This window comes from Burkholderia sp. WSM2232, from assembly GCF_000472545.1.
Lineage (GTDB): Bacteria > Pseudomonadota > Gammaproteobacteria > Burkholderiales > Burkholderiaceae > Paraburkholderia.
Map to the genome: position 1 here is coordinate 1 of NZ_AWZV01000036.1, position 15,933 is coordinate 15,933.

Genomic DNA, 15,933 nt, shown 5'->3' on the forward strand with positions numbered 1-15,933 from the left:
CGTTTGCAGGCCCATGTCGCGCAGCGCCTTCGCGCATTCCAGACCCAGCAGGCCACCGCCGATCACCGTGCCGGTCTTCGAGCGCGCGCCGCATTCCTGCATTGCTTCGAGATCCTCGATAGTTCGGTAGACGAAGCAATCGCGCCGCTCGCGGCCCTGCACCGGCGGCACGAACGGCGAGGAGCCGGTGGCGATCACGAGCTTGTCGTAGGCGAGCGTTTCGCCGGTGGCGAGCGTGACCGNGCGCGCGTTACGGTCGATCGACACGGCTTTTGCATTGAGCTTGAGCAGCACGTTCTCGCGCTCGAAAAAGCCCGGCTCGACAAGCGAGAGGTCGTCCGCGGACTTGCCCGAAAAGAATTCCGACAGATGCACGCGGTCGTAGGCGGGACGCGGCTCTTCGCACAGCACGGTGATGTGCAGTGCAGCCTTCGGATCGTCGACGAGACATTCGAGCAGCTTGTGACCGACCATTCCGTGACCGATTACGACCACGTTCATGACAGAGGCTTGGTTCGTTTGCGATGCGGTTCGCGACATGATGTGTCCGGCAATAAAAAAGCGTCCCGCGGATGCAATCGCTACTGCGACTGTATTCGGGGGACGCCGTTGTCCAAAACCAGTAATCGGGGAAACAGACTGCTTGCTGCAAATTGGCAGGATCGCCGTTGATCCGCAGCCTTATTAATGCAAGGCCCATGCCATTCAGGCAGAACTTCCTGAACGCCCCGCCCCGTGGGCTTACCGCGAGTCTTGCCGCACTGGCTGCACGCCGACGCCCGACGCATTCCGATGCATGAAGGCGCAATGATGGTGCGACGCAGCACCTTCGGCGTGCAACGCGCAGCCGCACGGCATGCGCGAGGCGCGCCAGAAAGCCGGGTTAGTTGGCCACGCTCTGGGTGCTCGCGGCGGCGAGCGCACGCTCTCTCAACGCCGCTTCGCGCGCCTTGTGCTCGCCGCTAAAGCGCACTGCCAACGCACACAACGCCGACAGCGTGACGAGCACGCCGAGCGTCGCGAGGGTCTGCTGTATGCCGCCTATCCCTTTCATCAGGAAGCCCGCCGCCACTGCACCGACATTGCCGCCCGCGCCGATGATGCCGGCCACGCCGCCGAGCGCCTTGCGATCGATAAACGGCACCAGCGCATAAGTCGCGCCGCACGCCATGTGAGTGAACAGCCCGAACACCAGCATCGCGACGAGTGCAGGCGCGATGCTGTTCGCGTGCGCGAAACACATGAGGCCGAGCCCCTCGCCGATCATCAGGGCGCACAGCAGCGTGGAGCGCACTTCGAGACCGCGCCGCGCGGCAGCCCGGTCCGATACCCAGCCGCCCAGCGCGCGGGCAAAGAGCGCGAGCAGTCCGAAGCTGCCCGCGGCCATGCCGGCTTCCTTCAGCGACAGATGGAAATGGTCGACGTAATAGATAGCCGCAATGTTGTGGATGAACACCTCCACCCCAAAGCACGCCGCGTAGGTGATGAAGAGCATCCATACGCGGTAGTTCGCGCAGGCCGTGCGAAAGCTCGCCCAGCCACCCTTCTTGCCGCCGTCGATGGTCACGCCCTGTGCACGCAGTTCGCTGAAGTTGCCTTGCGGGCAGTCCTGCGTGAAGCGCCAATAGAACGCGGCCATCACCGGCATTGCGAGACCGGGCACCACCAGCGCCACACGCCACGCGGACGACTCGCCCACGCCCAGCACGATGATCGCGGCGAGCAGCAACGGAATCAGCGCCTGCGCGGCGCCCGCTCCGGTGTTGCCCCAACCCGCGGTAGTCGCGTTCGCCGTGCCCACCACGTTCGGCGCGAACATCATCGACGTGTGGTATTGCGTGATCACGAAGCTCGCGCCGACCGCGCCGATTAGCAGACGGCACAGCAGAAAGCTCTCGTAGCCCGTGGACACCGCAGCACCGAGCACCGGCAACGCACCGATGAGCAAGAGCCCCGAGTACACCTTGCGGGGTCCGTAGCGATCGCACATCGGGCCGACCACGAGCCGCACGAGAATGGTCACAGCCACGGCGGCGATGTTGATGTTGGCGACCTGGTCGGCGGAAAGCCCGAACTCGCGCTTGATGAGCGGCATCAGCGGCGCGCAGGCGAACCACGCGAAAAAGCACACGAAAAAGGCCATCCACGTGAGATGGAAGGCGCGCATGGCCGGTGTGCGCAGGCTGAAAAGGTCTATGCGGATTGCTTTGTCTGCCATCGTCGTTCCAGAAACAAAAAAGCGTCCCGAGAAACCGGTCGCGTGACTGGTTTCAGGGGACGCCGTTGTCCAAAGCTGCTCGTTACTGCTTGCGTGTATCGTGCTGCGAATGCATTTGGGAAGAATCGCCGTTGATCCTTTGCGGATGCACTATGCAAAGGCTATGCCATACAAGGCAAGTGTCGAAGCGATGCGGGTTTGCGCGACAAAACGCCAGTCGCCCTGGATTCAGGGCGTCGTATTTTGACGCGCCGAGGCACAGCGATGGTGCGGGTTCACAGCAACGGGGCGTCGCGCCCCAGGACCTCCGGAGCGGCGAGCTTCTGCGCGCGGCGGGTTTGAACAGGCAGATCGTTGTCGCTTGCAAAGCGCATGACGAAGTCGAAGGCGTCGGCGCACACTGAGCGCAACTCCTCCGAAACAAACAGGCACTTGGTCCCCGCATCGACAATCGGCATGGCGAGGCGCGTGCACGCGACATGAATGCCCGGCCGCCGCTCGCCGACGAACAGCGTAATGACGCCGCTCAGTCGTTCGGGCCAGTCGCCTGGCCGGAAGATCTTCTGCGAGTGAGTGATGCCCATGATCAGATAGCCCTGAATGGCGCCTTCAATCGTCTCTTGCGTGATGAGTGGTATCCGGTCCATGCCTGTCGCTACCCGCCAGCTGGTGAGGGTCTGTCCACGTCGCTCTCGTCGCCCGGCACATCGCGAGAGGCGATCTTGAGTTGCCGAAGCTTGTGATACAGGGTCTTTTTCGGCGTGCCCAGTTCGATGCTGGCTTCCGCGACGTTGCCGTTATGACGCCGCAACATGTCTTCGATCAGCATGCGCTCGAAGTACGCAAGCTGCTCGGCCAGCGTGCCGCCCTTGCTCGCGTTGCCGCCCTCGCTCAGCAGACTGTCGCCCGATAACCCCAGCACGAAACGGTCGGCGACGTTCTGCAACTCGCGCACGTTGCCCCGCCACGGATGCGTCATCAGCTCCGAGAGCTGCGATGCCGACACGATCGGCGCGGGCTGTCCGAAACGGCGCGCGGCCGCCAGCACGAAATGCTCGAACAGCAAGGGCACGTCTTCGCGCCGTTCACGCAGAGGCGGCAATTCGATCTGCGCGACGTTCAGGCGGTACAGCAGGTCGGAGCGGAACTGCCCTTCGCTGGAAAGCTGCATGAGGTCCGCCTTGGAGGCGGCAATGATCCTGCAGTCGACCGCGATAGGCTCGTTCGCGCCAAGGCGCTCCACTGTGCGCTCCTGCAGCACACGCAGCATCTTGATCTGCAGCGACACCGGCATGGTTTCGATTTCGTCGAGAAAAAGCGTGCCGCCATGCGCCCATTCGATCTTCCCCACCCGCTTCTTGATCGCGCCGGTGAAGGCGCCGGCTTCATGCCCGAACAGCTCGCTTTCGAAAATCTGTTCCGGCAGGCCGCCGCAGTTCAGCGCAACGAAATGCCGGTCGCGTCGCGCGCCGAACTCGTGCAGGCTGCGCGCGATCAGTTCCTTGCCGGTGCCGGTCTCGCCGGTGATGAGCACCGACACCGACGTATCCGCGAGACGCAGTATCTTCTTGCGCACCTCGGCCATTGCCGGGGACTTGCCGAGCACGAGCGCCTCGATGCCCTGCCAGTTGTGAAGCGCGGCGCGCAAGCCCTGCACCTCCAGCGTGAGGCGGCGTTTTTCGACTGCGCGCGCCACTCTGCGCGCAATATGGTCCGACGAAAACGGCTTTTCGATGAAGTCATACGCACCTACCTGCATCGCGCCGACGGCGGTGGAAATATCCGCGTGACCGCTGATCAGAACCACCGGAATCTGCGCGTCGATGGCCATGACCTTGTCGAGCAGTTGCAGACCGTCGACGCCCGGCATTCTCACATCCGACACGATCACGACAGGGGCGCCGGGCGCGACTTCGGCGAGCGCCCCGGCTGCGCCCGCGTATGCGGACACCCGCATCCCCGCCAGCTCGACGGCCTGCTGGACGCCGAAGCGCACGTTCTCGTCGTCCTCCACGACGAGAACCCGGATTTCATCTCCCATCGGCTACTCCCTTTGCTGATGCAAACTCGATAGTGAAGCGCGCGCCGCCCTCGTTGCGATTGGCAGCCGCAATCTTCGCGCCGAACGCTTCGACGATGCGCGAGGTAATCGCAAGCCCGAGCCCCAGGCCGTGACCGCGCGGCTTGGTCGTGACGAACGGTTCGAACAGATGGTCGAGCACGTCCTGCGCGATACCGGCGCCGCTGTCGTCAATCGAGAAAAGCACGCGGGCCTTGTCGGCGGACTCAACCGCTTCGAGCACGATTACGCGCTTTTCTTCGTGGCGGACCGCGTCGAGCGCATTGCCCAGCAGATTGACGATAACCTGCTGCAACTGGCTCGCCTCCGCAGACACCAGCGTGCCCGGCGCAATCCGCACGTCGAGCTGCACGGACTCGTCGCGAATCCGTGCATCGTAGATGAGGCAGGCACGGGCCACCGCTTCGTCGAGCGACACCGCGACGCGTTCCACAACCGGCTTGCGTGCAAATGCCTTGAGTTCGCCAGTGAGCGTGGCCATGTTGTCGACGAGTCCCGACACCCGTTCGAGGTTGGCGACTGCATGCGCCGGCTGGTTCCGCTCGAAAAACGTACGCGCGTTATCGCACAGCGTCCGGATCGCGACGAGCGGCTGACTCAACTCGTGCGTGAGACCGGCGGCCATCTGCCCAAGCACCGCGAGCTTGCCCGCATGCACGACTTCCTGCTGCGATGCGCGCAGGCGCTCTTCGGTGCGCTTGCGCTCGGCAATTTCCTGCTGCATCCGTTCGTTGGCTTGCGTGAGCGCCGCGGTACGCTGCGCGACCGTTGCTTCGAGTTCGTCGTTCGCACGGCGCAGCGCGTCCTGTGCTTTCAGTTTCTCGGCAATCGTGCGGCGCCGCTGCACTGCATACAGCGCATAAAGCCCTGCGATCAGAAAGCCTCCTGTCACGAAGCCGAGCGCGAGTTCCTGCTGACGCCGCGCGCTCGCGACGTCGAGCAGCACCATGATCGAGTCGCCCGCTTGCGGCGCAGGCCGCGCCATCACGAGATAACGCGTGGTGTGCAGAGGACGGCGCGGATCGGGAAAGCGGCCGAGCCACGCGTCCGCGCCCCATTCGCCGACGCGCTGATAGTGCAGCGGTTCGACATTGCGGCCTGCGTATTGCCGCGAGGCCTGGATCTCGCGTTGCTGTTGCGAAGTGATGGGCCGCAGCGCCGCAAACTTCCACGCGGCCACGGTCGAGATGACGATCACGCCGTTGCGGTCGATCACCATCGCGGCCTCGTTTGGCCGGCGCCATGCCGACTCGAGTTCGTCGACGCTGATCTTGACCGCAGCCGCGCCGATCGGCGTGCCGCCGTCGCGCACCGCGCTTGCGAAGTAAAGCCCGGGAATGCCGGTATTGGTGCCGATACCGAAGAAGCGCCCCGCGCCGCGCGCGAGCGCGTCCTTGAAATAAGGCCGGTACGACACGTTGGTGCCGACGAAGCTCACCGGCTGATTCCAGTTGCTTGCGGCGATTACCGTGCCTTGCCGGTCGATCACGTCGACCGCGACGCTGCCCGCCTCCTGATTGACCGCTTCCAGATAGAGGTTGACGTCATGCAAAAGCACAGCGGAAGCGCGCGGCCCGGCTTTTAGCAACGCGCGCACGCTGTCCTGTCGCGCGACGATGGCAGGCATCGTCTCGAAGCGCCCCAATTCGCTCTTCAGGCTCGCGCCGTACAGGTCGAGCTGATGCGCGCCCGCCTCGGCGAGCGCGTCGATGGCGCGATTCCACGCGAGCTCGACCGCTGCCGCGGCCATGCCGGCATACAGCACCGCCGCAACCACCCACGCCCACAGCGGTATCCCCTTTATTCTCACCTGATGTCGACCTCGCGTAGACCCGATGCTCGCCCACCGCACGCGCGAGAGGCGCCGCGGCGCCGCGTCACGCTCCATGCGCGAGCGCAACCAGCGTAACCGTGACGACGATAGCGCCGCCAATGCGCGTGGCGATCTGCGCGAACGGCATGAGTTGCATGCGGTTGGCCGCCGTCAGGATCGCGACGTCGCCCGTGCCGCCCTGGCCGCTGTGACATGCGTTCACGATAGCGGTGTCGATAGGGTACATCTTAAGCCTGCGGGCAACCACAAAGCCGGTGCCCATCAGCGTCGCGACCGTTGCGACGATGGTCACGATATTGGCAAAGGTGAACGCGGCAATCAGCTTGTCCCACGGCGTCATGGCAACGCCAATGGCGAACAGCAGCGGGTACGTCACCGCGCTCGAGAAGAACTTGTAGACGACGAACGCGCCCTCCTGCAATTGCGGCGACACTGCGCGCGCCAGTTTGACGAGCACCGCGAGGAACAGCATGGCAACCGGCGCGGGCAGGCCGAACAGGTTGCGGCACATCAGGCCGAGCAGATACAGCGTGATCGCGGTGATACCGGCCGCCGCGATATGCGTGACGTCGATATGGCCGCGAAACTCTGCTTCCGCAGGAGCCAGTTCGTCGCTCTCGCCGATCTGCAAGCGCCCCTTGCCGGTGAGATGCGGCAAGCGCTTGCCCAGCATGTCGAGCGCGCCCGACAGGACGATCGCGGTGAGACTGCCGAGCATGACGGGCGGCAGGACCTGCGCGAACAGTTCGCCTTGCGGCAGGTGCATGATTTCCGAATAGCCGACCGACAGCGGAATCGCACCTTCGCCCACACCGCCCGCCATGATCGGCACGACGATATAAAGCAACGTATGGCGCGCGCCGAGTCCAAATGCCGAGCCCACCGCAACGCCGACAATGGCCGCCGCCAGCGAACCCAGCGCAAGCGGCACGAAGATCTTCACAAAGCCCCTGATCAGCACGCGCCTGTCCATGCTGAGAATACTGCCGACGATAATCGACGCGATGAACAGATACAGGAAGTTGGTCGACTTCGTGAACTCGGTCGTGAGATGCAGGATCGGCTTGGGCAGCACATGGTAGTACGTGAGCGCCGAAGGCACGAAGGTCGCGCAGATCGCAGCGGCGCCGATATTGCGCAGAAGCGGCAGGCGCTTGCCAAGCTCGGCGCACGTGAAACCGAAGAACGCGAGCACGGCGATGGCCATTGAAATCTCACCGGGCATCTTGCCCGTCACGGCGAAGCCGACAATCAGCGCTAGCAGAATGAAATAGACCGGCAACGGGATAATGCCGATACGGTATTCCATCAACTTCCACCAGCCTTCAGGCCAGAAGCGGGTGGTCGAGGTGGACTGCTGCACGGCTTCGGGCGCGAGGCTCGAACGCGGATCGTCGTGGGTCTGGGCGGGTGTGGACAAAACATGTCTCCTTGTCTTGGCGCGCCTCGCTGGCGTGGCGCGTCGCATTTCGATGCGGATGTCGGCGCATCCGGCTGTGGCTCGTCGAGCCGGTCGTGGGCAAACGTCAGGAAAACCCGGGCAAATTGAAGATGAAGTGAAGCGCGCGGCTTTAGCGTCGCGCGAGCCGGCTGGGCAAATGCAGGGTCATGAATGTCTCCGTGGGGTCTTGTGAATGGCGCTCGAGGCGCTCGTGGATGCTTATAAGGCAAGCCCTATGCCAATGGCCGGCCCTGCCAGGATTTCCGCAAGTGACTGATTCCGCAATGGAATTTTGCGTGGAGACGGAAGCGGGAAGCAGCGCATTCCGAGAGTTCAGAATTGGCGCCTATGAGAAGGCCGAGAGTTCAGCCGTCGCCCGGGTGCTCGGGCGACTCGTGCAACGTGACTCATGCAACGTAAAAGAATGCGCCCCAGGCACGAGCCTGGAGCGCCGTGCGGGAAAGCGCGCAGGTGCAGGTGCTGGCGGAGGCGGGGGCTGAGGCGAAGGCGGAAACCGGCCTCAACCGTCCGTGGACAGCGTGAGCGCTTCCCACGTCGCGATTTCGTCAGACAGTGCAGTCAGTTTCCTGCGCACGAGACCCAGCGCGTCGCTCCCGAGCAGAAGATGCGCGGGCGGCTGCGCCGACGCGATCGCAGCCAGCATCGCGCGCGCTGCTTTCACCGGGTCGCCCAACTGCTTGCCGCTCTTCTCTTCGCGAGCCTTGCGCAGCGGATCGAACAGCGCGTCATAGTCGGAAATGGAGCGCGGCGTGCGTGACATGGAGCGCCCTGCCCAATCGGTGCGAAAGGAGCCCGGCGCGACGGCGGTCACATGAATGCCCAATGGCCGCACCTCCTGCCCGAGTGCTTCCGAGATTCCTTCGAGTGCAAACTTGCTGCCGCAGTAGTACGAGATGCCGGGCATGGTGATGAAGCCGCCCATCGACGTGATGTTGAGAATGTGGCCGCGCCGGCGTTGGCGCATGTAAGGCAGCACGGCTTTCATCAGCGCCACCGCGCCGAACACGTTCACTTCGAACTGTCGGCGCAGGTCGGCAAGCGGCGCCTCTTCCATGACGCCTTCGTGGCCATACCCGGCACTGTTCACGAGCACATCCACGGGGCCGACACTTGCCTCTATGTCGGCTACGACGCCGTCGATCCGGTCGAAGTCGGTCACGTCCAGCAGGCGGCCGAACGCCCTGCCCGGCGCGAGCGCCTCCAGCTCCGCTCTCGCGGCCTCGCTTCGCACGGTGCCGACCACACGATGACCTGCCTGCAGCGCCTCCCGTGCAAGAGCGCGGCCGAAGCCGCTGCTGGCGCCGGTAATGAGCAAAATCCTGTTCGATGTCATGAGATGCCTTTCCTGGAGTTAAACGGAAAGTGCATACTATTCTTCCGGCCTCATAAGTTTGAGGTCGAATCATGGCTTTTTATTGCCTATTTCTATGACAGCTCGAATAACAAACAAGATGAGCCGTGGCGCGTCGCGCGCGCCTTCCCGCCGAACCCACCAGACAATGATCGGGCTCGTGCGTGCGCTCGCCCCCGAGGAAGGCTACAACCTCACGGCGCTGGCGAGCGTGCGCGTGCTGCGCTCGGATCGCAGCCTGACGTCGACGCCGGTGCTGTATGACCCGGGCATCGTGATCGTTTGCCAGGGACGCAAGCGCGGCTACTTCGGCGACCAGCTCTATGTGTACGACGAGCAGCACTATCTGGCGATTTCAGTGCCGGTGCCGTTTACGATGGAGACCGACGCCGATGCACAGCGTCCGCTGCTCGCGATCTACCTGCATCTCGACTTCAAGCTGGCTGCGGAACTGATTGCGCAGATAGAAGGTCACGTGCTGCCGCACAGCGGACACGCGCCGCAAAGCATGATGTCGAGCCCGCTCGACAAGCCCTTGCGAAACACCGTACTGCGCCTGCTCGAAGCGCTGAACCGGCCGCTCGACGCAGCAGTGCTGGGCCCGTCGCTGCTGCGCGAGCTGTACTTTCGGGTGCTGACCGGCCCGCAGGGCGATGCGATGCGCGCGGCGCTCGGCATGCAAGGTCAATTCGGCAAGATTGGCAAAGCGCTGCGCCGCATCCATTCCGACTACGCGAGTGCGCTCGACCTCGCACTGCTCGCGCGCGAGGCCGGCATGAGCATTCCCACGTTTCACGCGCATTTCAAGGCCGTCACGCAGACCTCTCCGATGCAGTACGTGAAATCGACGCGCCTGCACCAGGCCCGCTTGCTGATGTTGCGGCAGGACATGTCCGCGGAAACCGCGAGCGTGGCTGTCGGCTACGCGAGCACGTCGCAATTCAGTCGGGAATTCAAGCGGCTTTTCGGGCTGACGCCCGCTGCGGAAGCGCGACGCATGCGTGCCAGTTTCGCGATTCCGCCCGCGCATACCGGGTCCGAATACGTGTCCTCGCATTGAACCGATAGACGGACCATCACGCGGCAGAGAGCGCCCGCTTCGATTCGCGGCTTCTCACCAGGGCCAACATTGGTTGTGGCGCGGCGCGCCCGGAAAGCGGCTGACTAGCGAGCGAATCGCGCTAACCCTGGCCTTCGCCCTAGCCCGCCGTGCCCTCGTACGCCGCCCTCAATGCGGCGACATCGAACTTGACCATTTTCATCATTGCCTCGGCCGCGCGCCGCGCCTTGTCAGCGTCGGGGTCGCCCATCATCGCGATGACATCGGCCGGCGCAATCTGCCACGACACGCCAAAGCGGTCTTTCAGCCAGCCGCACGCCTCGGGTGCGCCGCCGCCTTCGAGCAGCGCATCCCAGTAGCGGTCGATTTCAGCCTGATCCGCGCAACTGACGAGAAGCGATACCGAGTGATTGAACGTGTCGTTGCCGCTCGAGCTCATTGCGTAGAAAGTCTGGCCGAACAGCACGAACTCGACCACTTTGGTCGCGCCGGCGGCTGGCACCCCCGTGACCCGAACGACGCGCGAGTCCGGAAAGATGCTCGTGTAGAAGGCCGCGGCCTCTTCGGCCTCGTTCGAATACCAGAGAAAAGGGGTGATCTTCTGAATTGTCATCGCGAGTCTCCTGTCAGTATCGGTCAGATGGCGGCCAACTGTATGCCGCTATGAGGACGACGAAGCAGCGCCCGCGGAATCGACACGGCAGGGGAAATTATTTTTCTTCTCTAACGGTTCCCGCCTGACGTGCCGGCGTGACCGTCGCGGCCGTCGCCCCATCGGAGCCGATTATAGGCAACGGTGCGCTTCGCGATGCGGGCCGCTGCGCCCGCCCGCATCGGCGCGGCAGGACCGGACGCGCCTGCCCGAGGGGCGGCGGCCGGGACTAACGCCGCGACCGCCCCCGATGCATGACTACAACGCGAGACCTAGTGGCTCGCGCCCTCTACCGCGCCGATGCCGGTTTCGGAGCGCACCGCCTGGGCGTCGAAGCCGGCCTGGTCGATGCGTGCGCGCGCCGATTTGTCGGTGACCGAAAACAGCCAGATCCCGGCAAAACCCACTGCCATAGAGAACAGCGCAGGCGACGCATAGGGGAACGGCGCGCTCGCGAAGTGAAACACGTCGACCCATACCGCCTTTGAAAGCACCGTCAGCAGCACGGCCGACAGAAGACCGAGGAAGCCGCCTATTGCCGCCCCGCGCGTCGTGCAGCCGCGCCACAGCACCGACAGGAACAGCACCGGAAAATTGGCCGAAGCCGCCACCGCAAACGCCAGCGACACCATGAACGCGATGTTCTGCTTTTCGAACACGATGCCGAGCACGACAGCGACGACGCCCAGCACCACAGTCGTGATACGCGACACGAAAAGCTCATTCGCGCTCGAGGCCTTGCCGTGCTTGAACACGGTCGCATACAGGTCGTGCGACACGGCCGACGCGCCGGCGAGCGTGAGCCCCGCGACCACTGCAAGAATCGTCGCGAACGCCACCGCCGAGATGAAGCCGAGGAACACGTTGCCGCCCACCGCACTCGCCAGATGCACCGCCGCCATGTTGCTGCCGCCGAGCAGCTTGCCGGCTGCGTCCTTGAACATGGGGTTGGTGCTCACCAGCACGATCGCACCGAAGCCGATGATGAACGTGAGAATGTAGAAATAGCCGATCCACGTAGTGGCCCAGAACACCGACTTGCGTGCCTCCTTCGCATTGGGCACGGTAAAGAAGCGCATCAGGATGTGCGGCAGGCCGGCCGTGCCGAACATCAGCGCGATGCCAAAGGAAATGGCCGAGATGGGGTCCTTGATGAAATTGCCCGGCCCCATGATCGACGCTTTCTTTTCGTGCACTTCAACAGCCTTGGCGAACAGCGCTTCGGGGCTGAAGTGAAATTGCCACAGCACCATGAAGGCCATGAACGACGCACCCGCGAGCAACAGACACGCCTTGATGATCTGCACCCACGTCGTAGCGGTCATGCCGCCGAACAGCACATAGACCATCATCAGCGCGCCGACTATGACCACCGCGATCCAGTACTCGAGTCCGAACAGCAGCTTGATGAGCTGGCCTGCGCCCACCATCTGCGCGATCAGGTAGAAGGCGACGACGACGAGCGTGCCGGATGCGGCAAAGGCGCGGATCGGGCCTTGCTTGAAGCGGTAAGCGGCCACGTCGGCGAACGTGAAGCGGCCAAGATTGCGCAGCCGCTCCGCCATCAGGAACGTGATGATCGGCCAGCCCACGAGAAAGCCGATCGAGTAGATGAGACCGTCGTAGCCGTTCGTGTAGACCGCAGCAGAAATGCCGAGGAACGAGGCGGCGGACATGAAGTCGCCCGCAATCGCAAGGCCGTTCTGGAAGCCCGTAATGCCGCCGCCCGCCGTATAGAACTCGGCCGCGGAACGCGTCCTTCGCGCAGCCCATTTGGTGATGAAAAGCGTCGCGATCACGAACGCGACGAACATGCAGATTGCGGTCCAGTTGGTCGGCTGCTTGACCGCCTGGCCCAGATCGGCGCCTGCCGCGAAGCAGGTCGAAGAAGCGGCGAAGAGCGCGGCCGCAGTTCCGGATCGGCGCGTATTCATACCGCCTCCCGCTTGATCTGGTCGGTGAGTTCGTCGTACGCACTGTTCGCGCGCCGCACGTAAAAGCCCGTGATCACGACTGTAAACACGATCACGAAGAGTCCGATCGGCATGCCCCACGTGGTAACGCCCGCGCCGAGCTTCGCCGACAGCACGTCCTTGTCGAACGCAATCAGCAGCACGTAGCCGTAGTAGACGATCAGCACGAGCGCCGTCAGCGTCCAGCCGAGCCGCGAGCGCTTTCGCACCAGTTCGCGGTAGGCCGCGCTCGATCTGATCTTGTTCGCGAGTTCCAGGTCCATCTCCGTCTCCTGCATGAGTATCTTTCGCCGCGTGCACAGTGCCCTGCTGTGGACGAGCCACAGTCATGGGACGTTTTCGCGCGCCGAGGTAGTTCGCTGGGAATGCAAGCCAATGCGCTCGCGCATGCGATGTGTTCTGGTTGTTTCGATGCGCTCGACCATACGTTAAGAGCGGCCCCTTACCCGGTTCTTACGGCGAGCGTTTTCCTGTGACGGGGTTTACGCGGAGAGCGGCGCGAGTGCGCAAGACAGGCCGCGGCCGATTGGCGCGGCAGAAATGGAGCGGGTTCCGGCAGCGCGAAGCCGTCGCGCCTAGCCGGAACCCACGTTCAATACATTCGACGATTGACCCGATAGACCGAGGCCTTCGTTAAACCCTGGTTAAACGATAGTCAGCGTCACGTCGATGTTGCCACGCGTTGCGTTCGAGTACGGGCAGACGATATGCGCCTTGTCGACCAGTGCCTGCGCAGCGTCGCGAGCCATGCCCGGCAGCGAGATCTTCAATTCCACTTCAATGCCGAAGCCGTTGGGAATCGCGCCGATGCCGACGCTGCCGTCGATCGAGACGTCCGCGGGAATCGCAATCTTGTCGCGAGCCGCCACGAACTTCATCGCACCGAGGAAGCACGCGCTGTAGCCGGCCGCGAACAGTTGCTCAGGGTTGGCGCCGTCGCCGCCTGCACCACCCAGCTCGCGCGGCGTGGTCAGCTTGAAATCCAGCTTGCCTTCCGGAACGACGGCACGGCCGTCACGGCCTCCGGTTGCGTGAGCATGAGCGCGATACAGAACTTTTTCGATCGACATGGTGAAGCTCCTTTTGAACAGGTTTGAAGTTGCCTCTCTCTATAACGATAGAGGCGAATGCAAAGCATGAGACAGACATATACCGCTTTGAATCTACCAGCGCGTTACCTTTTCTATCTACTGAAAGATAGACACATCAGCAAATCAGAACCCACCGATGGCGCTTGCCACTATGGCTGCGAGCGCTGTCACCGAACAACCCTAACCGAGGCCTCGACATCTTCGAGCCGCGCCCTTGTATTGAACAGCCGGCTTGCCAGCACACTGCCCTGGAACGCCGCGAACAGTGCCCGCGCAGCATTCTCCGGCTTGCCATTCACTGCGAGCGTACCCGCTTGCGAACCTTCCGCCAGTACCTTGGCAAGCCATTTTTCATTCGCCTTGAAGAATGCCTGCACTGCTTGCCGAATATTCTCAGGCAATGTTTCGATGTCGGCCGCCAGCATACCGCACAGACAGATCTGGCGCCCGTCGCCCAGCGTGCGGCCAAACAGTTTTGCGTACTTGCCGAGCTTCACCTCAGGAGGCAGCGATTCGTCGACGCCCTTGAGCGTGCTGAGTACCTCGCTGCTATACGCGCTTACCGCTTCGAGGACCAGATCGTCCTTCGACGGAAAGTAGTAGTGAATGCTCGACGTCTTGACTCCGACAAGGCTCGACAGATCGCGATAGCTAAAGCCGTTATAGCCGCGCATCATGATCAACGTAATGGCGTGATCGAGAATCTGTTCGCGCACTGATGTTGTCGTGTCCATGTATCGAACTCTATCTACTTGCAGATAGATTGTCAAGCACCGTGGAACCGGCCGCACGCGATGGACTTCCGCAAGGCGCCAGTGGACCGTTCGGGCAGCAGCGGCCGTCGTCGACTGCGCAGCGGAGCACTACGCTTGCGGGCGCACCTTTGCCGGGTCGTCCACGTGTGCTTCGCCCCCTGCGAGGCCGTCTGGCAATAGCCCCCGCTGCGGCCGTGTACATTGCCGCTACTGCTTGACTTCGCCGGTGCGCGACGGCCCCGACGCCCCCTCCGGCGACAGCGCGTTCGCGCGCTTGTCCATCAGGCTTCCGGGCTTGTTGCCCGGCGTGCCGAGGCCCGCGGGTTTGTCCACTGTCTGTCCGGCTGGTCCTGGCTGGACCTGCTGCCCGCTTTGTGTGCCGCTGTTTGCGGGCGCGTTACCGCTTTGTTGCGAGTAAGCCACGCTGGTCATGCACAGGACGCATGCCACGCCTGCAACTTTCAAGGCTTTCATCTCTGTCTCCCGGTTTCACGGCGCCTGCCGTTTTACAGAAAGACAGCATGGAGCGTGCCTCGTGCGCAATGGCAACAAAGCGTGCTAGCGGCGCCTGCCGCGCAACACTAGACACCCGCCCCGCTATTCGATGCGGCGACGCGTGGAAATTGCAGAGGCGGTGGAAATGACCAGATCGGCGAAGCGTTTTTCGTCGCGCTGTGCCTGCCAGCGCGAGCGCGCCACTGCGATGTTCACCGCGCCGATGCCACGCCCATGCGCGTTCGTGATGGCGGCCGCCGTGGAAATGTCGCTTACGAAATACTCGTCTTCCGTATGCGCGTAGCCCTGCTTGCGGATTTGCACGATCCGCTCCTTGATCTTGCGCGGCTCGTACACGGTGGAGGCCGTATAGGGTACGAGGTTAGTGCGCGAAAGAATGTCGTCGATTTCGCCGTCCGGCAGCGTTGCCAGAATCGCGAGCCCAGGCGCCGTGCAGTAGGCGGGCAGACGCGAGCCGGTAATGACGTGCGCGTTGAATACATTGCGGCTGACGATACGCAGCACGAACACAATGTCCGTGTCGTCCAGCACCGTGAGGTTGGTCGCCTCTTCCGTCTCCGACCCGAGTTGCTGCAAATAAGGCGTCGCGCGGCTGACCAGATCGTTCGAGGTCAGATAGTGGTAGGTGAAGTCGAGAAGCCGCGGCGACAGTTCATACTTGCGGCTGTCGGGGTCCTTGAAGAGATAGCCGAGCGCGGCGAGCGTGTAAGTGAAGCGCTGCGTCGCGCTCATGTCGAACCCGGTGGACGACGAGATCTCGGAGAGCGACAACTGACGCTTGCTGCCGTCGAACGCGGTGAGCACCTTCATCGCCTTCTCGACCGACTGCACATAAAGCGAAGACGCGCTCGGGTCAGCCGCTTCTGCGCGCGGCTTTGCGGCTCTACTGTTGCGCTTGCGTGCGGCTTTGGGCTCGTCGCTCATCACGTCGGTATCTGTCT

General features: G+C 63.2%; 15 protein-coding genes. 1 reads left to right on the forward strand and 14 read right to left on the reverse strand.

What is annotated here, in order from left to right; translation table 11 throughout:
* The 7 genes from F757_RS34125 to F757_RS0126210 all read right to left on the reverse strand — a co-directional run.
* On the reverse strand, positions 1-501 hold a 501-nt coding region (locus tag F757_RS34125; RefSeq protein ID WP_035467469.1), incomplete at its 3' end, for an NAD(P)/FAD-dependent oxidoreductase.
* A gap of 382 nt (positions 502-883) precedes the next feature.
* Complete coding sequence (locus F757_RS0126185) at positions 884-2,218, reverse strand: MFS transporter (protein ID WP_027213966.1); 1,335 nt, start codon at positions 2,216-2,218, stop codon at positions 884-886.
* A gap of 275 nt (positions 2,219-2,493) precedes the next feature.
* Complete coding sequence (locus tag F757_RS0126190; protein ID WP_027213967.1) at positions 2,494-2,865, reverse strand: DUF3579 domain-containing protein; 372 nt, start codon at positions 2,863-2,865, stop codon at positions 2,494-2,496.
* Between the two features lie 8 nt (positions 2,866-2,873).
* Entirely contained in the window at positions 2,874-4,259 is a 1,386-nt protein-coding gene (locus F757_RS0126195) for a sigma-54-dependent transcriptional regulator (protein ID WP_027213968.1), read from the reverse strand.
* Positions 4,249-6,048, reverse strand: coding sequence for a sensor histidine kinase (locus F757_RS0126200; protein WP_232221460.1), 1,800 nt, complete (start codon positions 6,046-6,048; stop codon positions 4,249-4,251). Before F757_RS0126200 ends, F757_RS0126195 begins: the two co-directional genes overlap by 11 nt.
* A gap of 127 nt (positions 6,049-6,175) precedes the next feature.
* Positions 6,176-7,495, reverse strand: coding sequence for a 2-hydroxycarboxylate transporter family protein (locus F757_RS0126205; protein ID WP_232221461.1), 1,320 nt, complete (start codon positions 7,493-7,495; stop codon positions 6,176-6,178).
* A 598-nt stretch (positions 7,496-8,093) separates the two neighbouring features.
* The gene (locus tag F757_RS0126210; protein ID WP_027213971.1) at positions 8,094-8,927 is read right to left on the reverse strand and encodes an oxidoreductase; all 834 of its coding nucleotides are present in this window, start codon (positions 8,925-8,927) and stop codon (positions 8,094-8,096) included.
* Between the two features lie 166 nt (positions 8,928-9,093).
* Between F757_RS0126210 and F757_RS0126215 the strand changes: the two genes are divergently transcribed.
* Complete coding sequence (locus F757_RS0126215) at positions 9,094-10,005, forward strand: AraC family transcriptional regulator (protein WP_027213972.1); 912 nt, start codon at positions 9,094-9,096, stop codon at positions 10,003-10,005.
* A 139-nt stretch (positions 10,006-10,144) separates the two neighbouring features.
* Here the strand turns inward: F757_RS0126215 and F757_RS0126220 are convergent, their stop codons facing one another.
* The 7 genes from F757_RS0126220 to F757_RS0126250 form a co-directional block, all read right to left on the reverse strand.
* Complete coding sequence (locus tag F757_RS0126220) at positions 10,145-10,618, reverse strand: VOC family protein (RefSeq protein ID WP_027213973.1); 474 nt, start codon at positions 10,616-10,618, stop codon at positions 10,145-10,147.
* A gap of 311 nt (positions 10,619-10,929) precedes the next feature.
* Complete coding sequence (locus F757_RS0126225; protein ID WP_027213974.1) at positions 10,930-12,591, reverse strand: cation acetate symporter; 1,662 nt, start codon at positions 12,589-12,591, stop codon at positions 10,930-10,932.
* Positions 12,588-12,893: a DUF485 domain-containing protein gene (locus tag F757_RS0126230; protein WP_027213975.1), complete on the reverse strand. Its 306-nt coding sequence runs from the start codon at positions 12,891-12,893 to the stop codon at positions 12,588-12,590. The genes F757_RS0126225 and F757_RS0126230 overlap by 4 nt, the downstream gene beginning before the upstream one ends.
* 381 nt (positions 12,894-13,274) lie before the next feature.
* A complete protein-coding gene (locus F757_RS0126235) occupies positions 13,275-13,700 on the reverse strand; it encodes an organic hydroperoxide resistance protein (RefSeq protein WP_013588760.1) in 426 nt (141 codons plus the stop codon).
* 188 nt (positions 13,701-13,888) lie between these two features.
* Positions 13,889-14,455 (reverse strand): TetR/AcrR family transcriptional regulator, encoded by a 567-nt coding sequence (locus F757_RS0126240; RefSeq protein ID WP_027213976.1) that lies wholly within the window; start codon positions 14,453-14,455, stop codon positions 13,889-13,891.
* 228 nt (positions 14,456-14,683) lie between these two features.
* Complete coding sequence (locus F757_RS0126245; RefSeq protein ID WP_027213977.1) at positions 14,684-14,950, reverse strand: hypothetical protein; 267 nt, start codon at positions 14,948-14,950, stop codon at positions 14,684-14,686.
* Positions 14,951-15,073: 123 nt separating this feature from the next.
* Complete coding sequence (locus F757_RS0126250; protein ID WP_027213978.1) at positions 15,074-15,916, reverse strand: IclR family transcriptional regulator; 843 nt, start codon at positions 15,914-15,916, stop codon at positions 15,074-15,076.
* Between the last annotated feature and the right edge of the window lie 17 nt (positions 15,917-15,933).

Excerpts from the sequence above, each read along its gene's own strand:
- F757_RS0126185 (WP_027213966.1), bottom strand. The coding sequence starts at position 2,218 with ATGGCAGACAAAGCAATCCGCATAGACCTTTTCAGCCTGCGCACACCG.
- F757_RS0126190 (WP_027213967.1), bottom strand. The coding sequence starts at position 2,865 with ATGGACCGGATACCACTCATCACGCAAGAGACGATTGAAGGCGCCATT.
- F757_RS0126195 (WP_027213968.1), bottom strand. The coding sequence starts at position 4,259 with ATGGGAGATGAAATCCGGGTTCTCGTCGTGGAGGACGACGAGAACGTG.
- F757_RS0126200 (WP_232221460.1), bottom strand. The coding sequence starts at position 6,048 with ATGGCCGCGGCAGCGGTCGAGCTCGCGTGGAATCGCGCCATCGACGCG.
- F757_RS0126210 (WP_027213971.1), bottom strand. The coding sequence starts at position 8,927 with ATGACATCGAACAGGATTTTGCTCATTACCGGCGCCAGCAGCGGCTTC.
- F757_RS0126215 (WP_027213972.1), top strand. The coding sequence starts at position 9,094 with ATGATCGGGCTCGTGCGTGCGCTCGCCCCCGAGGAAGGCTACAACCTC.
- F757_RS0126220 (WP_027213973.1), bottom strand. The coding sequence starts at position 10,618 with ATGACAATTCAGAAGATCACCCCTTTTCTCTGGTATTCGAACGAGGCC.
- F757_RS0126225 (WP_027213974.1), bottom strand. The coding sequence starts at position 12,591 with ATGAATACGCGCCGATCCGGAACTGCGGCCGCGCTCTTCGCCGCTTCT.
- F757_RS0126230 (WP_027213975.1), bottom strand. The coding sequence starts at position 12,893 with ATGGACCTGGAACTCGCGAACAAGATCAGATCGAGCGCGGCCTACCGC.
- F757_RS0126235 (WP_013588760.1), bottom strand. The coding sequence starts at position 13,700 with ATGTCGATCGAAAAAGTTCTGTATCGCGCTCATGCTCACGCAACCGGA.
- F757_RS0126240 (WP_027213976.1), bottom strand. The coding sequence starts at position 14,455 with ATGGACACGACAACATCAGTGCGCGAACAGATTCTCGATCACGCCATT.
- F757_RS0126245 (WP_027213977.1), bottom strand. The coding sequence starts at position 14,950 with ATGAAAGCCTTGAAAGTTGCAGGCGTGGCATGCGTCCTGTGCATGACC.
- F757_RS0126250 (WP_027213978.1), bottom strand. The coding sequence starts at position 15,916 with ATGAGCGACGAGCCCAAAGCCGCACGCAAGCGCAACAGTAGAGCCGCA.